Here is a 22,689-nt window from a genome sequence, read left to right as displayed (position 1 = left end):
TTGCTGTTTTGCTGTCGGCGACGGGTCACATGGTGAAATGGTCGCCCAGGTACATTTTTCTCGCCACCGTGCTCTGAATGATGTCGTCGGCACCGCCGCTGGTGAGGATCTGACCGTTATTCATAATATAGGCAAAGTCGCAGACCTGCAAGGTTTCTCGGACATTGTGATCGGAGATCAGGATGCCCAGCCCCTTCTGTTTCAAGTCGCGGATTATATCCTGGAGATCGGCCACCGACAGGGGATCGACGCCGGCAAAGGGCTCGTCGAGCAGGATGAAGCGCGGTTTGGTGGCCAGGGCCCGCATGATTTCCACCCGCCGCCGCTCGCCGCCGGACAGGGCGTGTCCCTTGTTGCCGGCCAGGTATTCCAGCTTCAGTTCCGCCATCAGCTCGCCGATCCGGTTGTTGATCTCGTTGCGCGACAGCCCCAGGGGCTCCAGCACGATGCGGATGTTTTCCTCGACCGTCAGTTTCTTGAAGACCGACGGCTCCTGCGCCAGATAGGTGATGCCGCGCGAGGCCCGTTTGTGGATGGGCAGGGCGGTGATATCTTCCTCATCCAGGAGGATGGCGCCGCTGGTCGGGCGGATGAAACCGACGATCGAATAAAAGGTGGTGGTTTTGCCGGCGCCGTTCGGCCCGAGCAGGCCGACCACCGAGGAACTGTAGACCTGCACGTTGACCCGGTCGACCACCCGCCGGTCGCGGTACTCCTTGACCAGCCCCCGGGTTTCGAGGACAGAGGTTTCGGTCATGGTTTTTTCTTGGATTCCGGGTGGATGATCGCCCGGACCCGGTTGCTGCCACCGGTATCCGGCTCGACGACCGACCGTTTCTCGTCAAGATAATAAACGATGCTCTTGCCGGACACCATGTTCTGGCCCTGCCAGGCCCTGGCATTGCCGCTGAGTACCGCCTTGCGTTCCTTGGCGAAATAATCCATCCGTTCGCCGGCGCCCAGCCAGTCTCCCTGGCTGATCTTGACGTTGCCGGTACAAATCAGCTTCTCCACCTGGTTGGTGGGTTGGCCGGCCTGCTGCTGGCCCTGCGGCGCCTCACCTTTTTTTTCGGTATAGAACACGGTCATCTCGTCGGACTTGATGGTGAGATTGCCTTGGCGGGCATCGACCTTGCCGATGAACACCACCGAATTCTTGTTTTCCTGGGAAACCATGCGGTTGGCTTCGATACTGATCGGCTGGTCCGACTCCTCGGCGGCCGCCTGGCCAATGGCCGGGTCCGGCGGTAGGAGAAAAGTGGTCAGAAGCAGGGTGGTGCAGACGGCGGTATGAAAACGGCCCATGGCTGGCCCCTTGGTCGAAATAAAAAAGGTGGCAATATTTTTTCGGTTTGCTTTTTGCAAGAATTTCCCCATAATACTGGGTTCTCTACTGAATGTAAAGACCCGGAATGGAGACGAGGTCCTTTTCTTTGGCAAGGAAATAGAATGGTTTACACCGGGGGGAAGCGGCGGTACAATGGGCGTTCGCATTTCAGCCGGACAGGGGTAAACGGATTTTAGCATCGCAATCGGACAGGGAAAACACATGATACGCGAGGAAATCGCCAAGGCCAAGGTGCTGGTGGAGTCGCTTCCCTATATTCGTGAATTCAGGGAAAAAACCGTAGTTATCAAGTATGGTGGCCATGCCATGGTCGACGAGGCCTTGAAGCGCAACTTCGCCCTCGATGTCATCTTGATGAAATACATCGGCCTCAACCCGGTGATCGTGCATGGCGGCGGCCCGCAAATCAACCGCTTCCTGGAAAAGATGCAGGTCACCCCCAGCTATGTCCAGGGGATGCGAGTCACCGACGGCGAGACCATGGACGTGGTCGAGATGGTGCTGGTCGGCAAGGTCAACAAGGAGATCGTCGGCTTGATCAACCATTGCGGCGGCAAGGCGGTCGGGCTTTCCGGCCGGGACGGCGATCTGGTGCAGGCCCGCAAGCTGACCATCCAGGGCAAGCCCGCAGCCGAGGACCAGCCGCCGGAGTTGATCGACATCGGCCGGGTCGGCGAGGTGACCCGGGTCAATCCCGAAATCCTCACCGCCCTCGACCGGCAGGACTTCATCCCGGTCATCGCCCCGGTGGGCGTCGGCGAGGACGGCCGGGCCTTCAACATCAACGCCGACCTGGTGGCCGGGGCGATCGCCGCCGAGCTGCATGCGGTCAAGCTGATGCTGCTCACCGATGTCGAGGGCGTGAAGAACCAGAATGGCGAGCTGATTTCCACCATTTACCGCGACCAGATCGACGACTTGATCGCGGCCGGGGTGATCAAGGGCGGGATGATCCCCAAGGTCAATTGCTGCAAGGCGGCCCTGGACGGCGGCGTGACCAAGGCACACATCATCGACGGCCGCCAGGAGCATGCCGTTTTATTGGAAATTTTTACCCGGAAAGGAATCGGGACGGAGTTGGTGGCATGACAAACGCAGAATGGGCGACGAGGGGTAACAAGGTGTTCATCGGAACCTACAGCCGGTTTCCGGCGGCCATGGTCAAGGGCAGCGGTTGCCGTCTCTGGGATGCGGACGGCAAGGAATATCTCGATTTCCTGGCCGGGATCGCAGTCTGTTCGCTGGGGCACTGCCACCCGGCGGTCACCGAGGCCATTTGCCGCCAGGCCGGTGAGCTGGTCCATGTCTCGAATCTCTTCCACACCCCGCCGCAGATCCGGTTGGCCGAGTTGCTCGTCAACAACAGCTTTGCCGACCGGGTGTTCATGTGCAATTCCGGGGCCGAGGCCAACGAGGCGGCGATCAAGCTGGCCCGGATTCACAGTGGCGAGGGCCGTTACGAGATCATCTCGCTGGCCGGCTCGTTCCACGGCCGGACGCTCGCCACCGTGGCCGCCACCGGCCAGCCCCGGTTCCACCAGGGGTTCGAGCCCCTGCCCCAGGGATTCGTCCACGCCGAGTTCGGCGATCCGCGCACCATCGAGGCCCTGGTCTCGCCCAAGACCTGCGCCATCCTGTGCGAACCCCTCCAGGGCGAAAGCGGGGTCCGGCCCCTGGAGCCCGAGTATATCCGGGCGATCCGCGACATCTGCGACCGGCACGGTCTTTTGCTGATTTTCGACGAGGTCCAGACCGGTCTCGGCCGGACCGGCACCCTGTTCGCCCATGAACAGCTGGGCGTGACGCCGGATATCATGACCCTGGCCAAGGCCCTGGGCAACGGCCTGCCGCTCGGCGCCATGCTGACCACCGAAAGCATCGCCGCCTCGCTGACCGTGGGCACCCACGCCTCCACCTTCGGCGGCAATCCGGTGGCGACGGCCGCCGCGGTCGAGGTGCTCACCCTCATGCTGGCGGACGGGTTCATGGCGTCGGTCCGCGAGAAAAGCGCCTATTTCGTCGACAAGCTCCAAGGGGTGGCCACCCGCTATCCCCAGTGGGCCACCGGCGTGCGTGGCCGCGGGTTGCTGCTCGGCCTGATGCTGACCGACAAGGGCATCGAACGCGGCGCGGACATCGTCCAGCGGATGTTCGAGGAAGGGGCCTTGATCAACTTTGCCGGCAACCGAGTCCTGCGTTTCGTGCCGCCCCTGATCGTCGGCACGGCCGAGATCGACGCGCTGATCGACAAGCTTTGCCTGGTGCTCGACCGGCTGGCCTAGGCCGCCGGTCTGCCCTCCATGGATGCCGTTTCCCTGGTGGCCGTGGCCGTGGCCCTGGCCATGGATGCCTTTGCCGTTGCCCTGGCCGCCGGCGCCGTCCTTCATCCCCTGACCTTCCGGCCCTGTTTTCGCCTGGCCTTTCATTTCGGCCTTTTTCAGGCGATCATGCCGGTGATCGGCTGGCTGGCCGGACTCACGGTGCACGCCTTTGTCGCCACCTGGAGCCACTGGATTGCCTTTGCCCTTCTGACCTATATCGGCGGGCGGATGGTGTGCGAGGCCCTGAAGGGCGAGGAAGAGGGCGCGCAACCCGCCGACCCGAGCCGGGGCCTGACCATGGTGGCCCTGTCGGTGGCCACCAGCATCGACGCCCTGGCAGTCGGTCTGACCCTGGCCATGCTCGACGTGGTCATCTGGATTCCCTCGCTGGTGATCGGTCTGGTCGCCTCGGCCTTTACGCTTGTGGGGCTCTTTCTCGGCACCCAGGCCGGCCGGCGCTGGGGTCGATGGGTCGAGGTGGCGGGGGGCGTCATTTTGATCGGCATCGGCCTGAAGATACTCCTCACCGCCCTGTTCTTCGAACAAGCGACTGCGGGTATGGGTTAACCCCTTTTGCACCGCCTTTTTCGCCCTGTCGAATGAGGGATTTGCCCGCGAAATCCCTTTGCAACGATCCCGTTTTCTTGTATGAATTGTTTTTTCTCAGGAGCGGTGCGGTGTCTCGAAAGGCCCGATGCACCGGCATGCGTTGGTGTGCCGCCGCTCCCGGATTATCTTGGGAAGAGCGCTATGAACAACCATCTCTTGGCGTTGGGCGATTTTTCGCGGGAAGCACTGCGTTCCTTGATCGATCGAGCCCTCGCGCTGAAAGCCGACCGCAAGCGGGGCCTCCGCAATCAGGCCCTTGCCGGCCGCACCATCTGTCTCCTGTTTGAAAAACCATCGACCCGCACCCGGGTGTCCTTCGAGTCCGGCATGTACGGCCTGGGCGGCCAGGTGATCTTCATGTCCGCCAAGGAATCCCAGCTGGGGCGCGGCGAACCGCTCAAGGACACGGCCCGGGTGCTCTCCCGCTATGTCGACGCCATCGTGGTCCGCACCTTCGGCCAGGATGTGGTCGAAGAGCTGGCCCGTTATGCCACGGTCCCGGTGATCAACGCCCTGACCGATCTCCATCATCCCTGTCAGGTCCTCAGCGACCTGATGACCGTGCTCGAGGTGAAGGGCACGCTGGACGGCGTCAAAACCGTCTGGATCGGCGATGGCAACAACATGGCTAACTCCTGGATCGAGGCGGCCTCGGTGTTCGGTTTTCCGCTGACTCTGGCCTGTCCGGCCGGTTTTGACCCCAACCAGGCCATTCTCGCCAAGGCGCGGGCGCGCGGTACCCTGCCGATCAGCGTCGTGCGCGACCCGGCCGAAGCCATCCGCGGCGCCGAGGTGGTCAATGTCGATGTCTGGGCTTCCATGGGCCAGGAAGCGGAGCAGGAACAGCGGATCGGCCTGTTCCAGCAATACCAGCTCGACGCGGCCCTGCTGGCCAAGGCGGACCGCAAGGCCGTGGTCATGCATTGCCTGCCTGCCCATCGCGGGGAAGAGGTCACCGAGGAGGTTCTGGAAGGACCGCAGAGCGTGATCTTCGACCAAGCGGAAAACAAGATGCACATCCATGCGGCCATCCTGGAGCATTTCATCCTTAAAAGCGGGGCCGCATAACCTCTTCAACCATCGTCAGGCCGCGCGGCCTGTTATAGAGCAAATCTATGAGCGCAAAAAAAATCGTTCTCGCCTATTCCGGCGGACTGGATACCTCGGTGATCCTCAAGTGGCTGGCCAATGAATACGGCTGCCCGGTTATTGCCTATTCCGCCGACATCGGCCAGAAGGAGGATTGGGACGCGGTCCGGGCCAAGGGCTTGGCCACCGGCGCGGAGCAGGTAATCGTTTCCGACCTGCGCGAGGAATTTGTCCGCGACTATATTTTTCCGGCTTTTCGCGCCAACGCCATTTACGAGGGTTCCTACCTGCTGGGCACCTCGCTGGCCCGGCCGCTGATCGCCAAGGAACAGGTGCGGATCGCCGCCCAGGAAGGTGCGGATGCGGTCAGCCATGGCGCCACCGGCAAGGGGAACGACCAGGTCCGCTTCGAATTGAGCTACATGGCGCTCAACCCGAAGCTGGGCATCATCGCCCCCTGGCGCATCTGGGACCTCAATTCCCGGCAGAAGCTGGTAGCCTTTGCCAAGGAACACGGCATTCCGGTGCCGGTGACCAAGAAGAATCCCTACAGTTCGGACGAAAACCTGCTCCACATCAGCTTCGAAGGCGGCATTTTGGAAGACCCCTGGAACGAGCCCGACGAGGAGATGTTCAAGCTGACGGTTTCTCCGGAAAAGGCGCCGGACAAGGCCACCTATGTCGAGATCGAGTTCGAGCGGGGCACGCCCGTTGCCATCGATGGCGAGCAACTCTCGCCGGTGGCGCTGATGACCAAGCTCAACGCCCTGGGCGGGGCCAACGGCATCGGCCGCCTCGACATGGTCGAAAACCGCTTTGTCGGCATGAAGTCGCGCGGCGTCTACGAAACCCCCGGCGGCACCGTCCTGCGGGCCGCGCACCGGGATCTGGAAACCATCACCCTGGACCGGGAAGTGCTCAACATCCGCGATTCCCTGGTGCCCCGCTATTCGCAGCTCATCTACAACGGCTTCTGGTTCTCGCCGGAGATGCAACTGCTCCAGCGCACCATGGACGATGCCCAGGCCACGGTCAACGGCACGGTCCGGCTCAAGCTCTACAAGGGCAACTGCATCGCCGTGGGCCGCAAGTCGGCGAATTCTCTGTATTCCGAGTCGTTTGCCACCTTCGAGGAGGACGAGGTCTACAACCAGGCCGACGCCACCGGCTTCATCCGGCTCAATGCCCTGCGCCTGCGCATCCAGGCCCACCAGCGGATGAAATGATGGCCGAGTCGAGCAGACCATCCGACAAGATGTGGGGCGGCCGTTTTGCCGAGGCCACCGCCGCTTCGGTGGAGGCCTTCTCCGCCTCGATCCAGTACGATGCCCGGCTCTACCGCCACGACATCATGGGCTCCAGGGCGCACGCCCGGATGCTGGCCCGGCAGGGATTGATCACCGGGGAAGAGCGGGATGCCATCCTCCAAGGCCTGAGTGAAATCGAGGCTGAAATCGACCGGGGCGAGTTCGTCTTCAAGCCCGAGCTGGAAGACGTCCACATGAACATCGAAAAGGCCCTGACCGATCGGATCGGGCCGGCCGGCGCCAAGCTGCACACCGCCCGCAGCCGCAACGACCAGGTCAATCTCGACTTCCGCCTCTACCTCCGCGACGAGGCCGACGCCCTGGATGGGCTGCTTGCCGGGGCGCAGCGGGCCTTTGCCCGGCTGGCCCGGAAATATTTGGGAGCGGTCATGCCCGGCTACACGCACCTCCAGCGGGCGCAGCCGGTCCTGCTTTCGCATCACCTGCTCGCCTATGTCGAGATGTTCCAGCGCGACCGCGACCGTCTGGCCGGCTGCCGACAGCGGATCGACGTCATGCCGTTGGGCGCGGCTGCCATGGCCGGTACCGGCCTGCCCATCGACCGCCAGGCGGTGGCCGAGGAATTGGGATTCGCCGCGATCACCGCCAACTCGATGGACACCACCGGCGACCGCGATTTCGCCCTGGAGATGCTCTTTTGTCTCAGCCTGATCCAGGTGCACCTCAGCCGGCTTTCCGAGGAGCTGGTGCTCTGGTCCACCAAGGAGTTCGACTTCGTGCGCATCGGCGACCGCTATTGCACCGGCTCGTCGATCATGCCGCAGAAGAAGAACCCCGATATCCCGGAGTTGATCCGCGGCAAGACCGGCCGGGTCGCCGGCGCCCTGGTGGCCCTGCTCATGACCGTCAAGGGCCTGCCCCTGACTTACAACCGCGACCTGCAGGAAGATAAGGAGCAGGTTTTCGATGCCCTGGACACGGTCAAGGCCAGCCTGGCGATCACCGCCGAGCTGCTCGACCATACCGAGTTCAAGATCGAACGGCTGCGGGCGGCCACCGCCGGAGGCTTCATGACCGCCACTGACCTGGCCGACTACCTGGTCCGGCACAACATACCCTTTCGCCAGGCCCATGGAGTGGTGGGCCGGATCGTGGCGTTCTGCCAGGAGCGCGGCTGCGAGCTGGTCGATCTCACCTTGGCGGAATTGCAGCAATTTTCCGAATTGATCGAGGCGGATGTGTTTGCCGTTCTGTCGGTGGACGGCTCGGTGAACAGCCGCCTGTCCGCCGGAGGCACCGGCCGGCCGCGGGTCGAGGAAGCCCTGGCGCACGTGGAACGCCAGCTGGGGATGGCATCATGAACGGATGCATCCACCAACGATCGGTTTTTTCCGTCCTCCTCCTCGTCCTGCTGATCCTCGGCGGTTGCGGATACAAAAATGCGCCTGTTCCTCCCCGGAACGTGCTGCCGGTGGCGATCCATGATCTCCGGGCCGATCTCGACGAAAAGGGGGCGACGCTTTCCTGGACCTTTCCCAAGAAAACGATGGTCGGCGATTCCGTCGAGGAAATCAGCGAATTCCAGCTGTACCGGGCCGAGGAGCCGGTCGATGGCTACTGCCCGACCTGTCCGGTTCCCTATGCCGCCTGGATGACCGTGCCCGGCGGCCTGCTGGCCTCGGACGAGGATCGAACCGCGACCTGCGAGGTCAGGGGATTGCGGCCGGGCTATCTCTACTTCTTCAAGGTGCGGAGCAAGGCCGGCCTGTGGATCGAGTCCCAGGATTCCAACGAGGTGAGTTTTTTCTGGCAGACACCGCCCGCGGCACCGGCCGGGGTCAGCGCCGCCAGCGGCGATGGCCGCAATACGGTGCAATGGCAGCCGGTCGGCACCGGCGCCACGGGTGCTGAAGCCGGGGTGCTGCGGTATCAGGTATATCGCGCCGTCGGCGCCGCCGCCGCGGCCAAGGTCGGCGAGCCGGTGGCTGCCCCGCCGTACACCGACACCGCCGTCGAAAACGGCATGGTCTATACCTATCAGGTCCAGACCATCGCCACCTATCCGCGCGGATCGGTTTACAGCGGCTTGAGCGCCACCGCCGAGGCCCGGCCCTTGGATCAAACCGCGCCGTCGGCACCGGGCCGGGTCGAGGGCCTCAGAACCGATGTCGGGGTGAAGATTTTCTGGGATCATGCCGCCGGAAAGGATCTGGCGGGCTACCGGGTCTATCGCCGGACCGCGGGCGAGGGCAAGGCGACATTGGTGGGCGAGGTCGAATTGCCCTACAACATGTTCATCGATGTCAAGGCACCCGGTACGACGCTTTTTTACTCGGTATCCAGCATCGATACTCGCACCCCGGCCAACGAAAGCAGCCGCTCGGCGGAAATCCGGATCGACAACTAAGGCCTGGCTGCGGGAGCACGTACGCGCGATGAAAAACATTCCTTGGCCGATTTCTTTTTGGAAAATGAGCGGGGCGGGCAACGATTTCATCGTCATCGACCATCGCAAGCCTGTCATCCGGCCGGAGCAGATGGCCGAATTTGCCCGCCTGGCCTGCCGCAGGAAATTCTCGGTGGGCGCGGACGGCTTGTTTCTGCTCGAACGTTCGGATCAGGCGGATTTCAAATGGCGGTTTTTCAACGCCGACGGCTCCGAGGCGGAGATGTGCGGCAACGGGGCGCGATGTGTGGCCCGCTTTGCCTACATGCAGGGGATCGCGGCGGCACGGATGCGGTTTGAAACCCTGGCCGGCATTGTCGATGCCACCGTGGCCGACACCCAGGTGACCGTCCGCATGACCCCGCCCCATTCGTTCCGCTTCGATCGCCAGCTCGAGGTGGCCGGGCAGATGCTCATGGTGCACAGCGTGGACACCGGCGTGCCCCACGCGGTGATTTTCGTCGACGACATCGATGCGGTCGACGTGGTCGGTCTGGGCCGGCAGATCAGGTTCCACCCCGCGTTTGCACCGGCAGGCACCAATGTCGACTTTGTCGGCCGGACGGCGAACGGCTGTCTGATCAGAACCTACGAGCGCGGCGTCGAGGACGAGACTATGGCCTGCGGCACCGGTGTGGTCGCCGCGGCGTTGATTGCCGCAGCCAAGGGATACGCCGGTTCGCCGGTGGAGATCGTCACGTCGGGCGGCGTCGCCCTGACGGTGCATTTCACCGGCAAGCAGGGGGAAGGGGCGGAGCAGGTACTGCTCAAGGGGCCGGCCCATCTTATTTACAAGGGTGAACTCACGGCCGAGGCGCTGGTCGAACAACGAACCGGCTCGGGTGAGTGAACGACGCCTCGCCGACCGCCGCGCAGTCGTGCCGCGACGGGTGTCGGGAATCAGTTACGGAAGGAGGACAGGATGAGACGATTTGAGGGCGCCATTACCGCAATGGTCACACCGATGCGTGACGGTGCGATCGACGAGCAGGGGTTGATTGATTTGATCGAATTTCAGATCGCCGGCGGCATCCACGGGATCGTGCCCTGCGGGACCACCGGGGAATCCGCCACCTTGAGTTTCGACGAGCACAAGCGGGTGATCGAGTTGACCGTCAAGACCGTCAAGGGGCGGGTGCCGGTCATTGCCGGAACCGGGGCCAACAACACCCTGGAGGCCATCGAACTGACCGAGTCGGCCAAGGCCAGCGGGGCCGATGCGGTGCTGTCGGTGGTGCCCTACTACAACAAGCCGAGCCAGGAGGGCCTGTTTCAGCACTTCAAGGCGATTCTTGCGGCTGTCGACATCCCAATGATCCTCTACAACGTGCCGGGCCGCACGGTGACCAACATGCTGCCCGCGACCGTGGCCCGGCTGGCGGCCCTGCCCAATGTGATCGGCATCAAGGAGGCCAGCGGCAACCTCAGCCAGATCAGCGAGATCATCCAGCTCTGCCCCGAGGATTTCATCGTCTTGTCCGGCGACGACTTCACCGCCATGCCGACGGTGACGATCGGCGGCAAGGGTGTGATTTCGGTGGTGTCCAACCTGGAGCCGGGCAAGACCGCCGCCATGATCGAGGCCGCGCTCCGCAACGATGTGGCCAAGGCCAAGGCGCTCCACTACGAACTGTTTTCCTTGATGGGCGCCATGTTCTGCTACCCGAGCCCCGCACCGGCCAAAAAAGGATTGGCCCTGATGGGGCGGATCGCGTCGGAAGAGGTACGGCTGCCCATGACCCGGATGGATGCGGCCAGTTTGGAGCGGCTGAAGAAGGACATGGCGGCCGTGGGCTTGCTGTAATCGATATCACGGGGAAAAAGAGATGACCAGAGTGATAGTCGCCGGCGCGGCCGGCCGCATGGGACAGCGGATCATCCACATGGTGCATGCCCAGCCTGGGTTGCAGTTGAGCGGCGCTTTCGAGCGGCCCGGCAGCCCGGCCATCGGCAAGGATGCGGGCCTGGTCAGCGGGGTGGGGGAAACCGGGGTGACGATCACGGAGGGGCTGGCCTCGGTGATCGACCGGGCCGACGTGCTCATCGATTTCACCTTCCATGAAGCGTCCATCGATTTCGCCCGGCAGGCCGCCGCCCGTAAGGTCGCCATGGTCATCGGCACCACCGGCTTGTCCGTCACCGAACTGGCAACCCTCAAGGCGCTGGCCGAGGCGAATTTTCCCTGCGTCCAGTCGCCGAACATGGCGGTCGGGGTCAATGTCCTTTTCAAGTTGGTGGAAAAGGCGGCGGGCATTTTGGGCGATGCCTACGATGTCGAGATCGTCGAGGCGCATCACCGCATGAAAAAGGATGCCCCTTCGGGTACGGCCCTCAAGCTCGGCCAGCTGGCCGCCGCCGCCCTCGGCCGCGATTTGGCGGAGGTCGGCGTGATGGAGCGCAACGGCATCATCGGCGAACGGACCGACCGGGAGATCGGCATCCAAACCATCCGGGGCGGGGATATCGTCGGCGAACATACCGTGTATTTCGCCGGAGCGGGCGAGCGGCTGGAAATCACCCACCGGGCGAGCAGCCGCGACAACTTCGCCCGGGGCGCGGCCCTGGCCGCCGCTTGGGTGGCCGGCAAGCCGAATGGGCTCTATTCCATGTTCGATGTGCTGGAGCTGAATACTTTCTAAGACTTCTTCACATCGTTTTGCCGAGGTGAAATCCCACGCAGCCGACGCCGGAACGGACGGCCACGTCGCCGCCCTTGGTTTCGGATCCAACCTGGGGCAATCCCGCGCCATTCTCGCGGCAGCCTGGCGCGAGTTGGGGCATTGCCCCGGAATCGCCCCCATCGTTTTGTCTTCCCCCTATCGCAGCCAGCCGCTCGATATGATCAGCGACAACTGGTTTGTCAACGCTGCGGCTCTGGTGCGGACGACGCTGTCCCCGGAGGCCCTGCTGCGCGTGTTGCAGGCGGTGGAAACCAGGCATGGCCGGCGGCGCGATTCCGCCGCATCCGCCATCCATCGGGACCGTACCCTCGATCTCGATCTATTGCTGTACGACAATCTGCTCTTGACGACCGAGTGTCTGGTCGTCCCCCATCCGCGCCTGGCACAACGCCTGTTCGTGCTCGCTCCCCTGACGGAAATAGCCGCCAGCCGCCTGCACCCCGGTTGCGGCAAGACCATCGGCACCCTGTTGGCCGAATTGCAGCAGAGCGATCATGATCAGCTCGTCGAACAGATTGCCTGGTAAAGACGGCCGCAAGATGCGCTCCGGCCGGCCCCGTCAAAAAGGTCCGGCCAAGACAAATCAGTTCGACATTTGATTCGCCCCAGCTATAATGGCATCATGCTGAACAGGAAACACCACACGCTTGCCACAACGCCACGCCGGTCCGCATGATTCCGTTACGACTGTTGATTTTGGCGTTGTTGTTGTATGTCGGCTGGCGTGTCCTTCGTGGGCGTTTGCCGAAAAAACGGACGAACGCCGCCCCGGAGAGCGAGTCCACCCCGCAAGATGTGCTGGTCGAGGATCCGGTCTGCCATGTCCTGATTCCGAAACACCAGGCCTTGCGCCTACGCCAGGGAGAAAAAATCTATTATTTCTGCAGCGAACAATGCTGTGACCAATTTGCCGGCAAGCCGGAACAACAAGGAGAAGTATGAAATTTTTTATCGACACCGCCAATATAGAAGAAATCAAAAAAGGCCTGGAACTCGGCATGGTTGACGGCGTGACCACCAATCCGTCGCTGGTCGCCAAGGAACCCCGTCCCTTTGTCGAGATCCTGAAGGAGATTTGTGCACTGGTCGAGGGTCCGGTCAGCGCCGAGGTCGTCAGCCTCGATGCGGACGGGATGGTGGCCGAGGCGAAGGAATTGGTCAAAATCGCCGACAATATCGTCATCAAGATCCCGATGATCGAGGAGGGACTGAAAGCGGTCAAACGCTTGAGCGCCGAAGGGATCAAGACCAACGTGACGCTGATTTTTTCCACCGCCCAGGTTTTGCTGGCGGCAAAGGCCGGCGCAACCTATGTCAGCCCTTTTGTTGGCCGCCTTGATGATATTTCGGTTAACGGTCTTGAGTTGATTGCCGATATAATGACAATACTGCGGAATTACGGCTTTGCCACCGAGGTGATCGTTGCCTCGGTCCGCCACCCGATGCATGTGGTCGAATCGGCCCTGCTCGGTGCCGATATCGCCACCATTCCGTACAAGGTGATCGCCCAGCTCGCCAAGCACCCGCTGACCGATATCGGCATGCGGCAATTCCTCGCCGACTGGGAAAAACGCAAAAAATAACAACAGGGTCTCTATGCCTTTCCGCCTCTTGCCAGGACTTCTTTTTGTCGCGCTCATGCTGCCCGTGGCGGCCAGCGCGGCAATGTATGCCTATGTCGATGCCCGGGGAGTCTGCCATTACACCAATACCCCCGGTGACGGCCGGTACAAGTTGAGCGATCGGAGCCCACGGCGGATTGATTCTCCTGAAGACCGCCTGGTCAAGACCATTGCCCGGCGTTCGAGCAGCGGGCTTGCCCGCATGGGGATGGATGGAGTCGGCAGCGATGACGGCTATTTCAGATCGTTTCGGAGCGCACCGCAGGCCCTGGACCGCTACATCAAGCTGGCGGCCGCGAATCATCAGGTCGACCCGATGCTGATCAAGGCGGTCATCAAGGCCGAATCCAACTTCGACCCCGGCGCGATTTCCCCCAAGGGGGCCCAGGGGCTGATGCAGTTGATGCCGGGAACGGCCAAGGACCTGGCGGTCAGCAACCCTTTGGATCCTCTCCAGAATATCAACGGCGGCACCAAGTATCTCCGTTATCTCCTTGACAATTTCAATGGAAATGTGGAACTAAGCTTGGCCGCGTACAATGCGGGCCCCGGCAATGTCGCGCCCTACGGTGCCATTCCCAATTTCCCGGAAACCCAGAATTACGTGGCCAAGGTCATGGAGAACTACCGCGCCTACCGTAACAGCAGGCCATCGCTTTCCTCGAACATCAAAGTCAGGCAATTGGTAACCGTCAATTGAGCCGCAGTTCGAAAATTTTCAATCTTCCCAATCTCATTACAGGCAGCCGGTTTCTTCTCTCCGGCTGCCTGATGTTGCTTTTGCTCCAGGAACAGACCGAGCGGGTGAGCCTGGTCGCGTGGCTCGTTTTTTCTGTCGCCGCCGGATCGGACTGGATTGATGGGTATTTCGCTCGGAAATACAAAGAAATAACAGTTCTGGGCAAGCTGATGGATCCCCTGGCCGATAAGGTACTGGTGGCCACGGCGCTGATTATGCTGATCCCCGTCGGCGAATTGCCGGCCTGGGTGAGTCTCATCATCCTCTGCCGCGAAATCGTGGTCACCGGGTTGCGGGGGGTCGCCTCCTCGTCGGGAATTGTGGTTGAGGCCAGTAGCCTGGGAAAATGGAAATCGACCATCCAATACATCGGCTTGGGCACCCTGATTTTCCCTGAGGGCGTGTTGCCGATTCCCCACCTCCACCAGATCGGCTTGGGCATTGTCTATGTGGCACTGACACTGACGGTTTGGTCCGGCGTCGACTATTTCTACAAGCTGCGCAGAATTTTTCTCGAAGACGAACGCGCGTGATTGGCTCGCGCTTGCGGCAACACGCATCCTGAAGCGAGGAGACGGATTCCGTACTCCTGTCTCGGGCCGATACGGCCGATTTGCCTGGCTGGTGGGCAAAGTGCTCCGAACGGACGGCACCGCGCCACATCCATGGTTGCCGGCACTGCAAAATCCCTCGATGCGTTTCGCCGTATCGATTTCGAACCCTTCCTGCTCGTCTCCTGCTTGCCGCCAAGGCATCTTCATCCGATCAAAGATCTCCCGGTTGCGCAAACCGGTCTTTTCCCGTCCCCGCACAAGGCGCTCGGTGGCCGGTGCGAGCCCTTCTTTGACCGTCGCTTTTGGGAGAGTGGCGCGGTCCTGCGCCGGCCCAACGGCAAGCGGTTCCGGCCGCCGCCATGGGGCGCCGATAAAACCTGCTTGAATTTTGCTGTGCCATCGGGTAGCCTGGGCTCGCTTTTTTAACCTTGCCCTCTACTTACAGGCACGTACGTGACAGATACTTCCCCAAAGCCCCAAAAATCCGCCATCCGGGAGAATATCGAGGCGATTGTCATCGCCCTTCTCCTGGCTTTGTTCATCCGCACCTTCATCATCCAGGCATTCAAAATACCTTCCGGATCGATGCTGCCCACCCTGCAGATCGGCGACCATCTTCTGGTCAATAAGTTCATCTACGGCGTCAAAATGCCCTTCACCGGCGCAACCCTGATCCCGATTTCCGACCCGAAGCCCAACGACATCGTCGTGTTCGAATTTCCCAAAAATCCGGAACTCGACTATATCAAGCGGGTGATCGCGGTGGCCGGCGATATCGTCGAAATCCGCGACAAGCATGTTTTGATCAATGGCAAGCCGTTCGACGACCTCCACGGGGTTTTCAAGGATCCGACCATTCATCCGGCCGCCCTGGATCCGCGCGACAATTTCGGCCCGGTGACCGTGCCGGCCAACAAGATTTTCACCATGGGCGACAACCGCGACAATTCCTTTGACGGCCGTTTCTGGGGATTCGTCGACCTCAAGGCAATCCGGGGCAAGGCCTGGATCATTTACTGGTCCTGGGACGTACAGGCCCCCCTGTTCTCGCTGGAGCGGCTTCGGTCGATCCGTTGGAGCCGGATCGGCGATACCGTTCATTGACCTCCGGAGGCATATGGCATCGGGCAGCACCTTTGCACACCGCCACATCCTGGGCCTGGAACAGCTTTCGCGCGAGGATATTTCCCATATTCTCGCCACGGCCGACTCGTTCAAGGAAATTTCGACCCGGTCGATCAAAAAGGTGCCGACCCTGCGGGGACACACCATCATCAACCTCTTCTTTGAACCATCCACTCGCACCCGCCTTTCGTTTGAAGTGGCGGCCAAGCGGATGAGCGCCGACACTTTCAATATCAGCCCTTCGACCAGCAGCACCACCAAGGGCGAAACCCTGGCCGACACCGCCCGCAATATTTCGGCCATGCATCCGGACATCATCATCATCCGGCATGCCTGCTCCGGGGCGCCCCTGCTGCTGAGCCGCCATGTCAAGGCGGCGGTGATCAACGCCGGCGACGGCGCGCACGAACATCCCTCCCAGGGACTGCTCGACCTGATGACGGTCAAGGAGCGGCGGACAACGCTGAGCGGGCTCAAGATCGCGCTTGTCGGCGACATCGCCCACAGCCGGGTGGCGCGTTCCGACATCATCGGCTTCACCCGCATGGGTTCGGCGGTCCATGTCTATGGCCCGTCAACCCTGATCCCCAAGGGCATCGACCAACTGGGCGCCATCCTGTGCAGCTCGCTGGAAGAGGCGGTGCGCGACGCGGACGTGGTTATGACCCTGCGCATCCAGCATGAGCGCCAGAACGATCCCCTGTTGCCCTCCTTGCGCGAGTATGCGCGCCAATTCGGCATTTCCGGCCGTATTTTGTCCCTGGCCAAACCGGATGCCATCGTCATGCATCCCGGCCCGGTCAACCGGGGGGTGGAACTGCCCCCCGAGGTGGCCGACGGTCCCCAATCGGTGATTCTCGACCAGGTAACCAACGGGGTGGCGGTGCGGATGGCCCTGCTGTACCTGGTGATGGGGACCTCCTGACCATAGTCTTGGGCGGTTTTTTCGCCGAACGCGATTTCTTTTCCCGAGGTGTGTTGCCGATGAGCGCTTCCTGGTGCATCAAGAACGGCCGGATTATCGACCCGGCCAACGATATCGACCGGATCGCCGACTTGTTGGTGGTTGATGGCCGGATCGCCGGGATGGATCAGCCCGTCCCGGTCGATGTGCCGGAAATCGACGCCTGCGGGTTGTGGGTGGTGCCGGGCTTGATCGACATGCATGTGCATCTGCGCGAGCCGGGCGAGGAGTACAAGGAAGATATCGTCTCGGGCGCGCGGGCGGCCGCGGCCGGCGGATTCACCGGCGTGGCCTGCATGCCCAACACCCGCCCGGTCAACGATTGCGCCACGGTGACGGCCATGATCGTGGCCAGGGCGGCCGAGGCGGTGGTCCGGATTCACCCGGTGGGGGCGATCAGCTTGGGCTGCGAGGGCAAGCGATTGGCGGAATTCGGCGAGATGCGCCATGCCGGAATCGTGGCGGTGAGCGATGACGGCCGGCCGGTGCGCGACAGCCAGCTGATGCGCCGCGCCTTGGAGTATGCCTCGGATTTCGGGCTGCCGGTGATTTCCCACAGCGAGGAGGCTGCGCTCAGCGCCGGGGTGATGCACGAAGGGCCGGTGGCGACCCGGCTCGGCCTCAAGGGCATCCCCGCCGCGGCCGAAGCGATCATGGTGTACCGGGAGATTGCCCTGGCCGAACTCACCGGCGCGCGGGTGCATATCGCCCATGTCAGCACCGCCATGGCCATTGAACTCATCCGGGCGGCCAAGGGGCGAGGGGTGCGGGTGACCGCCGAAACGGCGCCGCACTACTTTACCCTGACCGACGAGGCGGTGCTGGGCTACGACACCAACACCAAGATGAATCCGCCGCTGCGTTCCGCTTCGGACCGGGAGGCAGTCCGGCAAGCCTTGGCCGACGGCACCCTCGATGCCATCGCCACCGACCACGCGCCCCATTCCATCCTGGAAAAGGAGGTGGAATTCGATTTGGCGGCCAACGGCATTATCGGCCTGGAAACGGCCCTGCCGCTCACCCTGGCCCTGGTGCGCGACCGGGTCATTGCCGAACGGCGGCTGGTGGAATTGCTTGCAACCGCGCCGGCGTCCATCCTGGGCCTGGCGGGCGGCACGCTCCGACCCGGCGCGGCGGCGGATATCACCGTGATCGATCCGCAGCGGCAATTCGTCTACGCCGCCGACCAGGTCGTCTCCAAGAGCCGCAATTCACCATTCCTCGACCAGACCTTGCAGGGCAGGGCCGTCCTCACCATGGTCGACGGCACCATCCGCCACAGTCTCTTGGCCTGAAAACCGCCCGCTCCCCAAATTATTTTCTACCATCACCGGGCGGCGTACGAAACCGGATCGACCAGGCCGGCCTCGCGGAACCCTTGCAACCGCAACCGACAGGCGTCGCAGCGGCCGCAGGCCCGGCCGCCAACCGGATCGTAGCAGCTGTGGGTCAGGCCGTAATCCACGCCCAGTTCCGTTCCCTTGAGGATGATCTCCTTCTTGCTCAGCCGGATGAGCGGCGCGTGAAAGTGGAACGGGGTGCCGGCTGCTCCGGCCTTGGTGCCCAGGGCGGCCATTTGGGCGAAGGCATCGAGAAACTCGGGCCGGCAATCCGGATAGCCGCTGTAGTCGATGGCGTTGATCCCCAGGAAGATGTCGGCCGCGCCGAGGACCTCGGCCCAAGAAAGGGCATGGGCCAGGAAAATGATATTGCGTCCGGGCACGTAGGTGACCGGGATATCCTGCTCCATGTCGGCCAGGGGACGATCCTTGGGCACCTCGATGGCATCGGTCAGGGCCGAGCCGCCGATGGCGTCGAGATCGACTCGCAACACAAGGTGCCGGGCCGCACCGTAATGGCGGGCAATGACCCGGGCGCGTTCCAGTTCCACTGCCTGGCGCTGGCCGTAGTCGAAGCTGAGACAGTTGCAGGCAAATCCCTGGGAGCGGGCAATGGCCAGGACCGTGGTCGAGTCGAGCCCGCCGCTGAGCAGCACCACCGCTTGTTGTGCGTTCATAGGCAATCCGTTGAATATCCCGCAGGGTAAAAGGGTATTTTTTCGCGGATCGTGACCGCCTGCGGGCAGACTTCCGCCCGGTAGGCGAGAAAGCGGACTCCCCGGCCGGCCGCCCAGGCCACGGTGTCGGCGTACACCGGATCGATGGCCGCCGCCGGCGCGCAGCGGGCGGCATCGCTTCTCTGGACACAGAACAGCACCGTCGCGCCGTATCCATCGGCCGCCAACTGAACCAGTTCGCGCAGATGCTTGGCACCGCGCTCCGTGACCGCATCGGGAAACAGGGCCACCCCGTTTTCCGCCAGGGAACAATTCTTGACTTCCAAATAGACCGTGCCGGCCGCGGTTGCAAGGCGAAAATCCAACCGGCTGTTGGCTGAAACCTTCACCTCCGGGGTGATCGAGCGCAGGGCGCCGAAATCGTCGATCACCCCGTTTTCCAGAGCTTCCCGAACCAGATGGTTGGTCCGTCCGGTATGGACCCCGATCCAGATGCCGTCCTCCTGAATCATTTCCAGGGTCCAGGGATATTTTCTTTGCAAGTTGTCGGAGCGGCTGATCAGCACCGGGCTTCCCGGGGTCGAGCAGCCGCGCATGGAACCCGAATTGGGACAATGGACGGTCAGGGATTGCCCGTCGGCCAAAAGGACGTCGGCAAGAAACCGTTTGTACCGTCGCAGCAGGGTGCCAGTCCGGCAGTCGGTCAGCAGGAGCATGGCGGCGTCAGTATCGGAAAAACGGGGCCGACCGGGGGGCCGCGCTGGAATTTCTTGCGCAAATCATGTATTTTTCGACGAGGATATGGTATCGAGTAACAATCGGCGCAGGCGCGATGTCCCCGGACAGCAACCGCCGGACAACGCCTCTGGTTTTTCTGCTTTCGATGCATGGGCAACAGCGGCAGGCATGTCCGCCGGCCTGCCCCATTCAAACGTGCAAGATCTTATCTTTCCGGCATATAACAATTTCTCCCTCATAATCCAACCGCAAAGGAGCATCCTCTATGAAACTCGGGCTCAATGGTCTTGGACGAATCGGCAAGCTGACCTTATGGAACCAGCTTTCTCGGCAATATTTTTCGGAGATCGTCGTCAACCTCGGCCGGAATGTCGGCGGCGGGCTTGAGGACATCGCCTCGGCCATCGAAAAAGATTCCACCTACGGGCGGCTCAGCATGTACCTCCACGGGTTCAAGGGCGGCCGGGTGATCGAGAACCTCAACGAGGAAAAAGGCTCGATGACCATCAACGGCATACCGGTAACCTTCCTGCGCAAGGCGCGCAATCCCAAGGATATTGAATGGAAGGCCAACCAGGTGCGGCTGGTGGTCGATTCGACCGGCGTCTTCAAGGATCCCACCGCAGATCCCAACGAAGGCAGGGGGGCGGCGCGCGGCCATCTTCTGGCCGGGGCGGAGAAGGTCATGGTTTCCGCTCCGTTCAAGATCCAGGCCAAGGGCCTTGACATGCCCGAGGACGCGGTGACGACGGTGATGGGCATCAACGACGACGATTACGATCCGTCCCGGCACAACATCATTTCCGCCGCATCGTGCACCACCACCTGCCTGTCCTACATGATCAAGCCGCTGCTCGACCACTTCGGCGCCAGCCGGATGCTGTCGGCTTCCATGGTCACGGTGCACGCGGCCACCGGCTCCCAGGAGGTGCTGGATCGCCTGCCCGCCGCAGGAGCTTCGGATCTACGCAAAAACAGGTCGATCCTCAACAATATCATCCTGACCACCACCGGCGCCGCCAAGGCTCTGGGGCTGGTCATTCCCGAGATGAAGGGCATCGGCTTCATCGCCGAGTCGGTGCGCATCCCGACTTCCTCCGGATCGCTGATCGTTTTGGTGCTCAATCTCCAGGACGAACTCGAAAACCCGATCAAGCGCGACCTGTTGAACTCGATCTACGAAGAGTACTCCAAGACCAGCCCCTATCTGGTTTTTTCCAAGGAACAAAACGTATCGTCCGACATCATCGGCATGCCCAGGGCGGCGGTGGTGATCGAGTCCACCGAGATCCACACCCGGACGGCCGCCATCAAGGTCAATCTGCAGAACCTGAAGAATTTCAAATGCGAGACCGGCGGCACCCCGCCCATTTTGGAAGTGCCGCTGACCCAGGCCGTCATTTACGGCTGGTATGACAACGAATTGGGCAGTTACACCAACATGCTCGCCGAGCTGACCGTATCGGTGGCCGAACGGATGGTGTGATCGTCCGGCCGTTGCACCCCGAGGATCTGGCCCGGATCGAGCGGATCGAACAAGGAGCCATGCCGTCGCCCTGGAGCGGGGCGGCGTTACGGGAGGAAATCGGGGCGGCCAACGGCTTCGCTCTGGTGGCGGCATGCGGGGAGACGGTCTGCGGCTATGCCTTTTTCCGGATCGTCCCGCCGGAGAGCGAACTTTTGCACCTGGTGGTGGACCCGGAGTGGCGACGGCGACAGGTGGCCACAACCCTGCTGGACCGGGCCATGGCCGAGTTGGCAGCCCAGGGCTGCATCGTCTGTTTTCTTGAGGTGCGGGCGTCGAATGCCGCAGCCCTGCGACTCTACGCCCGAACCGGTTTCGTCCGGACGGGGACGCGCAAACATTATTACAGCCAGCCGGTCGAGGATGCCCTGTTGTTGACCAGGGACATGGCGCCGGCAGGGGAGGAACGAAATGAAGACACTGCGGGATGTTGAACTGGCGGGCAAGAAGGTTCTGGTGCGGGTCGATTTCAATGTACCCATGAACGATGCCGGCGAAATTACCGACGATCTGCGCATCCGCAGCGTGTTGCCGACCCTTCGGTATTTGCTGGAGCAAAAGGCCCGGGTGATTGTCTGCACCCACATGGGGCGGCCGAAGGGACAGCGGGTGGAGAAATACTCGCTGGCACCGGTGGCGGCGCATCTGGCCCGGCTGTTGGAGCATCCGGTGCCGCTGGCCGGCGATTGCATCGGGCCGGTGGCGGCTGAGGCGGTCGCACGGCTCAAGGACGGCGATATCCTCATGCTGGAAAACCTGCGCTTCTATGCCCAGGAAGAGAAGAACGATCCCGATTTTTCCCGCCAGCTGGCCGCGCTCGCCGATGTATACGTCAACGACGCCTTTGCCGTCTCGCACCGCGCCCACGCCTCCGTGGTCGGGGTCACCGAGTATGTCAAGGAAAAGGCGGCCGGTTTTCTCCTCCAGCAGGAGATGGAATATTTCCACCGGTCGATCGACAATCCCCAGCGGCCGCTGGTGGCCATTGTCGGCGGCGCCAAGGTGTCCGGCAAGCTTGAGGCCCTGCGCAACATGCTGGAACGGGTCGACAAGATGATCATCGGCGGGGCCATGGCCAACACCTTCCTCAAGAGTCAAGGGCATGGCGTGGGCGCGTCCAAGGTCGAGGACGACCTGCTCGACACCGCCACCGAATTGCTGCGCCGCGCCAAGGAGCGGGGCGTCAAGATGTACCTGCCGGTGGACGTGATCGCGGCCGACCGTTTTGCCCCGGATGCGATTTGCAAGCAGGTGACGATTCAGGATATCCCGGAGAGCTGGATGGCGCTGGATATCGGCCCGGCCTCGGTTATCTGTTTCAACGAAGTGCTGGCCGACGCCAAGACCATCGTCTGGAACGGCCCCATGGGTGCTTTTGAAATGGCCGCCTTTGCCCGCGGCACCATGGCTCTGGCGCACACGGTCGCGGCTTCGCACGCCTTGAGCGTTACCGGCGGCGGTGATTCCAATGCCGCCATCAACCAGTCCGGCGAAGCGGCCAACATTTCCTACATGTCAACGGGCGGCGGCGCCTTTCTCGAGCTGATGGAAGGCAAGGAGTTGCCGGGCATCAAGGCGCTGGCATAGGCGTGGGGCGCCTGATCGTTTGTCTGTGCCCACACCGATCATCTCTTCGATCCATC

General features: G+C 62.2%; 26 protein-coding genes. 22 read left to right on the top strand and 4 right to left on the bottom strand.

What is annotated here, in order from left to right:
* Positions 1-25: 25 nt before the first annotated feature.
* Positions 26-757: an LPS export ABC transporter ATP-binding protein gene (gene lptB / locus RMR13_RS07180; protein ID WP_310599959.1), complete on the bottom strand. Its 732-nt coding sequence runs from the start codon at positions 755-757 to the stop codon at positions 26-28.
* On the bottom strand, positions 754-1,305 hold the full coding sequence (lptA, locus tag RMR13_RS07175; RefSeq protein ID WP_310599958.1) for a lipopolysaccharide transport periplasmic protein LptA: 552 nt from the start codon (positions 1,303-1,305) through the stop codon (positions 754-756). The genes lptB and lptA overlap by 4 nt, the downstream gene beginning before the upstream one ends.
* 244 nt (positions 1,306-1,549) lie before the next feature.
* On the opposite strand from lptA, the gene argB reads away from it, so the two are divergent.
* The 19 genes from argB (at position 1,550) to RMR13_RS07080 (ending at position 18,061) form a co-directional block, all read left to right on the top strand.
* On the top strand, positions 1,550-2,437 hold the full coding sequence (argB, locus tag RMR13_RS07170; RefSeq protein ID WP_310599957.1) for an acetylglutamate kinase: 888 nt from the start codon (positions 1,550-1,552) through the stop codon (positions 2,435-2,437).
* Entirely contained in the window at positions 2,434-3,630 is a 1,197-nt protein-coding gene (locus RMR13_RS07165) for an aspartate aminotransferase family protein (RefSeq protein WP_310599956.1), read from the top strand. The genes argB and RMR13_RS07165 overlap by 4 nt, the downstream gene beginning before the upstream one ends.
* A gap of 18 nt (positions 3,631-3,648) precedes the next feature.
* The gene (locus RMR13_RS07160) at positions 3,649-4,236 is read left to right on the top strand and encodes a manganese efflux pump MntP family protein (RefSeq protein ID WP_310599955.1); all 588 of its coding nucleotides are present in this window, start codon (positions 3,649-3,651) and stop codon (positions 4,234-4,236) included.
* Positions 4,237-4,419: 183 nt separating this feature from the next.
* Positions 4,420-5,346: an ornithine carbamoyltransferase gene (gene argF / locus RMR13_RS07155; protein ID WP_310599954.1), complete on the top strand. Its 927-nt coding sequence runs from the start codon at positions 4,420-4,422 to the stop codon at positions 5,344-5,346.
* Between the two features lie 47 nt (positions 5,347-5,393).
* A complete protein-coding gene (locus tag RMR13_RS07150; RefSeq protein ID WP_310599953.1) occupies positions 5,394-6,593 on the top strand; it encodes an argininosuccinate synthase in 1,200 nt (399 codons plus the stop codon).
* A complete protein-coding gene (argH, locus tag RMR13_RS07145) occupies positions 6,593-7,996 on the top strand; it encodes an argininosuccinate lyase (RefSeq protein WP_409070272.1) in 1,404 nt (467 codons plus the stop codon). The genes RMR13_RS07150 and argH overlap by 1 nt, the downstream gene beginning before the upstream one ends.
* Positions 7,993-9,042, top strand: coding sequence for a hypothetical protein (locus RMR13_RS07140; RefSeq protein WP_310599951.1), 1,050 nt, complete (start codon positions 7,993-7,995; stop codon positions 9,040-9,042). The genes argH and RMR13_RS07140 overlap by 4 nt, the downstream gene beginning before the upstream one ends.
* Positions 9,043-9,070: 28 nt before the next feature.
* Positions 9,071-9,931: a diaminopimelate epimerase gene (dapF, locus tag RMR13_RS07135; protein ID WP_310599950.1), complete on the top strand. Its 861-nt coding sequence runs from the start codon at positions 9,071-9,073 to the stop codon at positions 9,929-9,931.
* Between the two features lie 72 nt (positions 9,932-10,003).
* On the top strand, positions 10,004-10,885 hold the full coding sequence (gene dapA / locus RMR13_RS07130; RefSeq protein ID WP_310599949.1) for a 4-hydroxy-tetrahydrodipicolinate synthase: 882 nt from the start codon (positions 10,004-10,006) through the stop codon (positions 10,883-10,885).
* A gap of 22 nt (positions 10,886-10,907) precedes the next feature.
* A complete protein-coding gene (gene dapB, locus RMR13_RS07125) occupies positions 10,908-11,720 on the top strand; it encodes a 4-hydroxy-tetrahydrodipicolinate reductase (RefSeq protein ID WP_310599948.1) in 813 nt (270 codons plus the stop codon).
* Between the two features lie 25 nt (positions 11,721-11,745).
* Positions 11,746-12,288: a 2-amino-4-hydroxy-6-hydroxymethyldihydropteridine diphosphokinase gene (folK, locus tag RMR13_RS07120; protein WP_310599947.1), complete on the top strand. Its 543-nt coding sequence runs from the start codon at positions 11,746-11,748 to the stop codon at positions 12,286-12,288.
* A 215-nt stretch (positions 12,289-12,503) separates the two neighbouring features.
* Positions 12,504-12,704, top strand: coding sequence for a YHS domain-containing protein (locus RMR13_RS07115; RefSeq protein ID WP_310599946.1), 201 nt, complete (start codon positions 12,504-12,506; stop codon positions 12,702-12,704).
* Positions 12,701-13,345, top strand: coding sequence for a fructose-6-phosphate aldolase (gene fsa, locus RMR13_RS07110; protein WP_310599945.1), 645 nt, complete (start codon positions 12,701-12,703; stop codon positions 13,343-13,345). The genes RMR13_RS07115 and fsa overlap by 4 nt, the downstream gene beginning before the upstream one ends.
* Before the next feature lie 13 nt (positions 13,346-13,358).
* Positions 13,359-14,084, top strand: a complete 726-nt coding sequence (locus RMR13_RS07105) for a lytic transglycosylase domain-containing protein (protein WP_310599944.1) — start codon at positions 13,359-13,361, stop codon at positions 14,082-14,084.
* Entirely contained in the window at positions 14,081-14,656 is a 576-nt protein-coding gene (pgsA, locus tag RMR13_RS07100; RefSeq protein WP_310599943.1) for a CDP-diacylglycerol--glycerol-3-phosphate 3-phosphatidyltransferase, read from the top strand. Before RMR13_RS07105 ends, pgsA begins: the two co-directional genes overlap by 4 nt.
* Positions 14,657-14,788: 132 nt before the next feature.
* Complete coding sequence (locus RMR13_RS07095; protein ID WP_310599942.1) at positions 14,789-15,103, top strand: hypothetical protein; 315 nt, start codon at positions 14,789-14,791, stop codon at positions 15,101-15,103.
* Positions 15,104-15,130: 27 nt separating this feature from the next.
* Positions 15,131-15,781, top strand: a complete 651-nt coding sequence (gene lepB, locus RMR13_RS07090; RefSeq protein ID WP_310599941.1) for a signal peptidase I — start codon at positions 15,131-15,133, stop codon at positions 15,779-15,781.
* Between the two features lie 13 nt (positions 15,782-15,794).
* Positions 15,795-16,727: an aspartate carbamoyltransferase catalytic subunit gene (locus tag RMR13_RS07085; protein WP_310599940.1), complete on the top strand. Its 933-nt coding sequence runs from the start codon at positions 15,795-15,797 to the stop codon at positions 16,725-16,727.
* Positions 16,728-16,786: 59 nt separating this feature from the next.
* Positions 16,787-18,061 carry a dihydroorotase gene (locus RMR13_RS07080; RefSeq protein ID WP_310599939.1) on the top strand — a complete coding sequence of 425 codons (1,275 nt, stop codon included), beginning with the start codon at positions 16,787-16,789 and terminating at the stop codon, positions 18,059-18,061.
* Between the two features lie 32 nt (positions 18,062-18,093).
* Here RMR13_RS07080 and queC read toward each other — a convergent pair whose 3' ends face one another.
* Both queC and sfsA read right to left on the bottom strand, forming a co-directional pair.
* Entirely contained in the window at positions 18,094-18,783 is a 690-nt protein-coding gene (gene queC / locus RMR13_RS07075) for a 7-cyano-7-deazaguanine synthase QueC (protein ID WP_310599938.1), read from the bottom strand.
* Positions 18,780-19,499: a DNA/RNA nuclease SfsA gene (sfsA, locus tag RMR13_RS07070; protein WP_310599937.1), complete on the bottom strand. Its 720-nt coding sequence runs from the start codon at positions 19,497-19,499 to the stop codon at positions 18,780-18,782. The genes queC and sfsA overlap by 4 nt, the downstream gene beginning before the upstream one ends.
* A 287-nt stretch (positions 19,500-19,786) precedes the next feature.
* Here sfsA and RMR13_RS07065 point away from each other — a divergent pair, with 287 nt between their 5' ends.
* Genes RMR13_RS07065 through RMR13_RS07055 form a run of 3 tightly spaced genes read left to right on the top strand, consistent with a single transcriptional unit; the run spans position 19,787 to position 22,633 of the window.
* Positions 19,787-21,007: a glyceraldehyde 3-phosphate dehydrogenase NAD-binding domain-containing protein gene (locus tag RMR13_RS07065; RefSeq protein WP_310599936.1), complete on the top strand. Its 1,221-nt coding sequence runs from the start codon at positions 19,787-19,789 to the stop codon at positions 21,005-21,007.
* The gene (gene rimI / locus RMR13_RS07060; RefSeq protein ID WP_310599935.1) at positions 21,004-21,480 is read left to right on the top strand and encodes a ribosomal protein S18-alanine N-acetyltransferase; all 477 of its coding nucleotides are present in this window, start codon (positions 21,004-21,006) and stop codon (positions 21,478-21,480) included. The genes RMR13_RS07065 and rimI overlap by 4 nt, the downstream gene beginning before the upstream one ends.
* Positions 21,458-22,633 (top strand): phosphoglycerate kinase, encoded by a 1,176-nt coding sequence (locus tag RMR13_RS07055; RefSeq protein ID WP_310599934.1) that lies wholly within the window; start codon positions 21,458-21,460, stop codon positions 22,631-22,633. Before rimI ends, RMR13_RS07055 begins: the two co-directional genes overlap by 23 nt.
* The last annotated feature ends 56 nt before the right edge of the window (positions 22,634-22,689 follow it).

The organism is Desulfobulbus sp. (assembly GCF_031547805.1).
GTDB lineage: Bacteria > Desulfobacterota > Desulfobulbia > Desulfobulbales > Desulfobulbaceae > Desulfobulbus.
The sequence above is the reverse complement of the archived record's forward strand: the minus strand, read 5'-3'. Positions and strand labels throughout refer to the sequence as shown.

What these genes read in the sequence shown, in the direction of transcription:
- RMR13_RS07065 (WP_310599936.1), top strand. Translation starts at nt 19,787, where the DNA reads ATGAAACTCGGGCTCAATGGTCTTGGACGAATCGGCAAGCTGACCTTA.
- dapA (WP_310599949.1), top strand. Translation starts at nt 10,004, where the DNA reads ATGAGACGATTTGAGGGCGCCATTACCGCAATGGTCACACCGATGCGT.
- fsa (WP_310599945.1), top strand. Translation starts at nt 12,701, where the DNA reads ATGAAATTTTTTATCGACACCGCCAATATAGAAGAAATCAAAAAAGGC.
- dapF (WP_310599950.1), top strand. Translation starts at nt 9,071, where the DNA reads ATGAAAAACATTCCTTGGCCGATTTCTTTTTGGAAAATGAGCGGGGCG.
- RMR13_RS07055 (WP_310599934.1), top strand. Translation starts at nt 21,458, where the DNA reads ATGAAGACACTGCGGGATGTTGAACTGGCGGGCAAGAAGGTTCTGGTG.
- argB (WP_310599957.1), top strand. Translation starts at nt 1,550, where the DNA reads ATGATACGCGAGGAAATCGCCAAGGCCAAGGTGCTGGTGGAGTCGCTT.
- sfsA (WP_310599937.1), bottom strand. Translation starts at nt 19,499, where the DNA reads ATGCTCCTGCTGACCGACTGCCGGACTGGCACCCTGCTGCGACGGTAC.
- argH (WP_409070272.1), top strand. Translation starts at nt 6,593, where the DNA reads ATGGCCGAGTCGAGCAGACCATCCGACAAGATGTGGGGCGGCCGTTTT.
- lptA (WP_310599958.1), bottom strand. Translation starts at nt 1,305, where the DNA reads ATGGGCCGTTTTCATACCGCCGTCTGCACCACCCTGCTTCTGACCACT.
- RMR13_RS07165 (WP_310599956.1), top strand. Translation starts at nt 2,434, where the DNA reads ATGACAAACGCAGAATGGGCGACGAGGGGTAACAAGGTGTTCATCGGA.
- RMR13_RS07160 (WP_310599955.1), top strand. Translation starts at nt 3,649, where the DNA reads ATGGATGCCGTTTCCCTGGTGGCCGTGGCCGTGGCCCTGGCCATGGAT.
- dapB (WP_310599948.1), top strand. Translation starts at nt 10,908, where the DNA reads ATGACCAGAGTGATAGTCGCCGGCGCGGCCGGCCGCATGGGACAGCGG.
- RMR13_RS07095 (WP_310599942.1), top strand. Translation starts at nt 14,789, where the DNA reads ATGGTTGCCGGCACTGCAAAATCCCTCGATGCGTTTCGCCGTATCGAT.
- RMR13_RS07150 (WP_310599953.1), top strand. Translation starts at nt 5,394, where the DNA reads ATGAGCGCAAAAAAAATCGTTCTCGCCTATTCCGGCGGACTGGATACC.
- queC (WP_310599938.1), bottom strand. Translation starts at nt 18,783, where the DNA reads ATGAACGCACAACAAGCGGTGGTGCTGCTCAGCGGCGGGCTCGACTCG.
- lptB (WP_310599959.1), bottom strand. Translation starts at nt 757, where the DNA reads ATGACCGAAACCTCTGTCCTCGAAACCCGGGGGCTGGTCAAGGAGTAC.
- RMR13_RS07105 (WP_310599944.1), top strand. Translation starts at nt 13,359, where the DNA reads ATGCCTTTCCGCCTCTTGCCAGGACTTCTTTTTGTCGCGCTCATGCTG.
- RMR13_RS07080 (WP_310599939.1), top strand. Translation starts at nt 16,787, where the DNA reads ATGAGCGCTTCCTGGTGCATCAAGAACGGCCGGATTATCGACCCGGCC.
- argF (WP_310599954.1), top strand. Translation starts at nt 4,420, where the DNA reads ATGAACAACCATCTCTTGGCGTTGGGCGATTTTTCGCGGGAAGCACTG.
- RMR13_RS07085 (WP_310599940.1), top strand. Translation starts at nt 15,795, where the DNA reads ATGGCATCGGGCAGCACCTTTGCACACCGCCACATCCTGGGCCTGGAA.
- RMR13_RS07140 (WP_310599951.1), top strand. Translation starts at nt 7,993, where the DNA reads ATGAACGGATGCATCCACCAACGATCGGTTTTTTCCGTCCTCCTCCTC.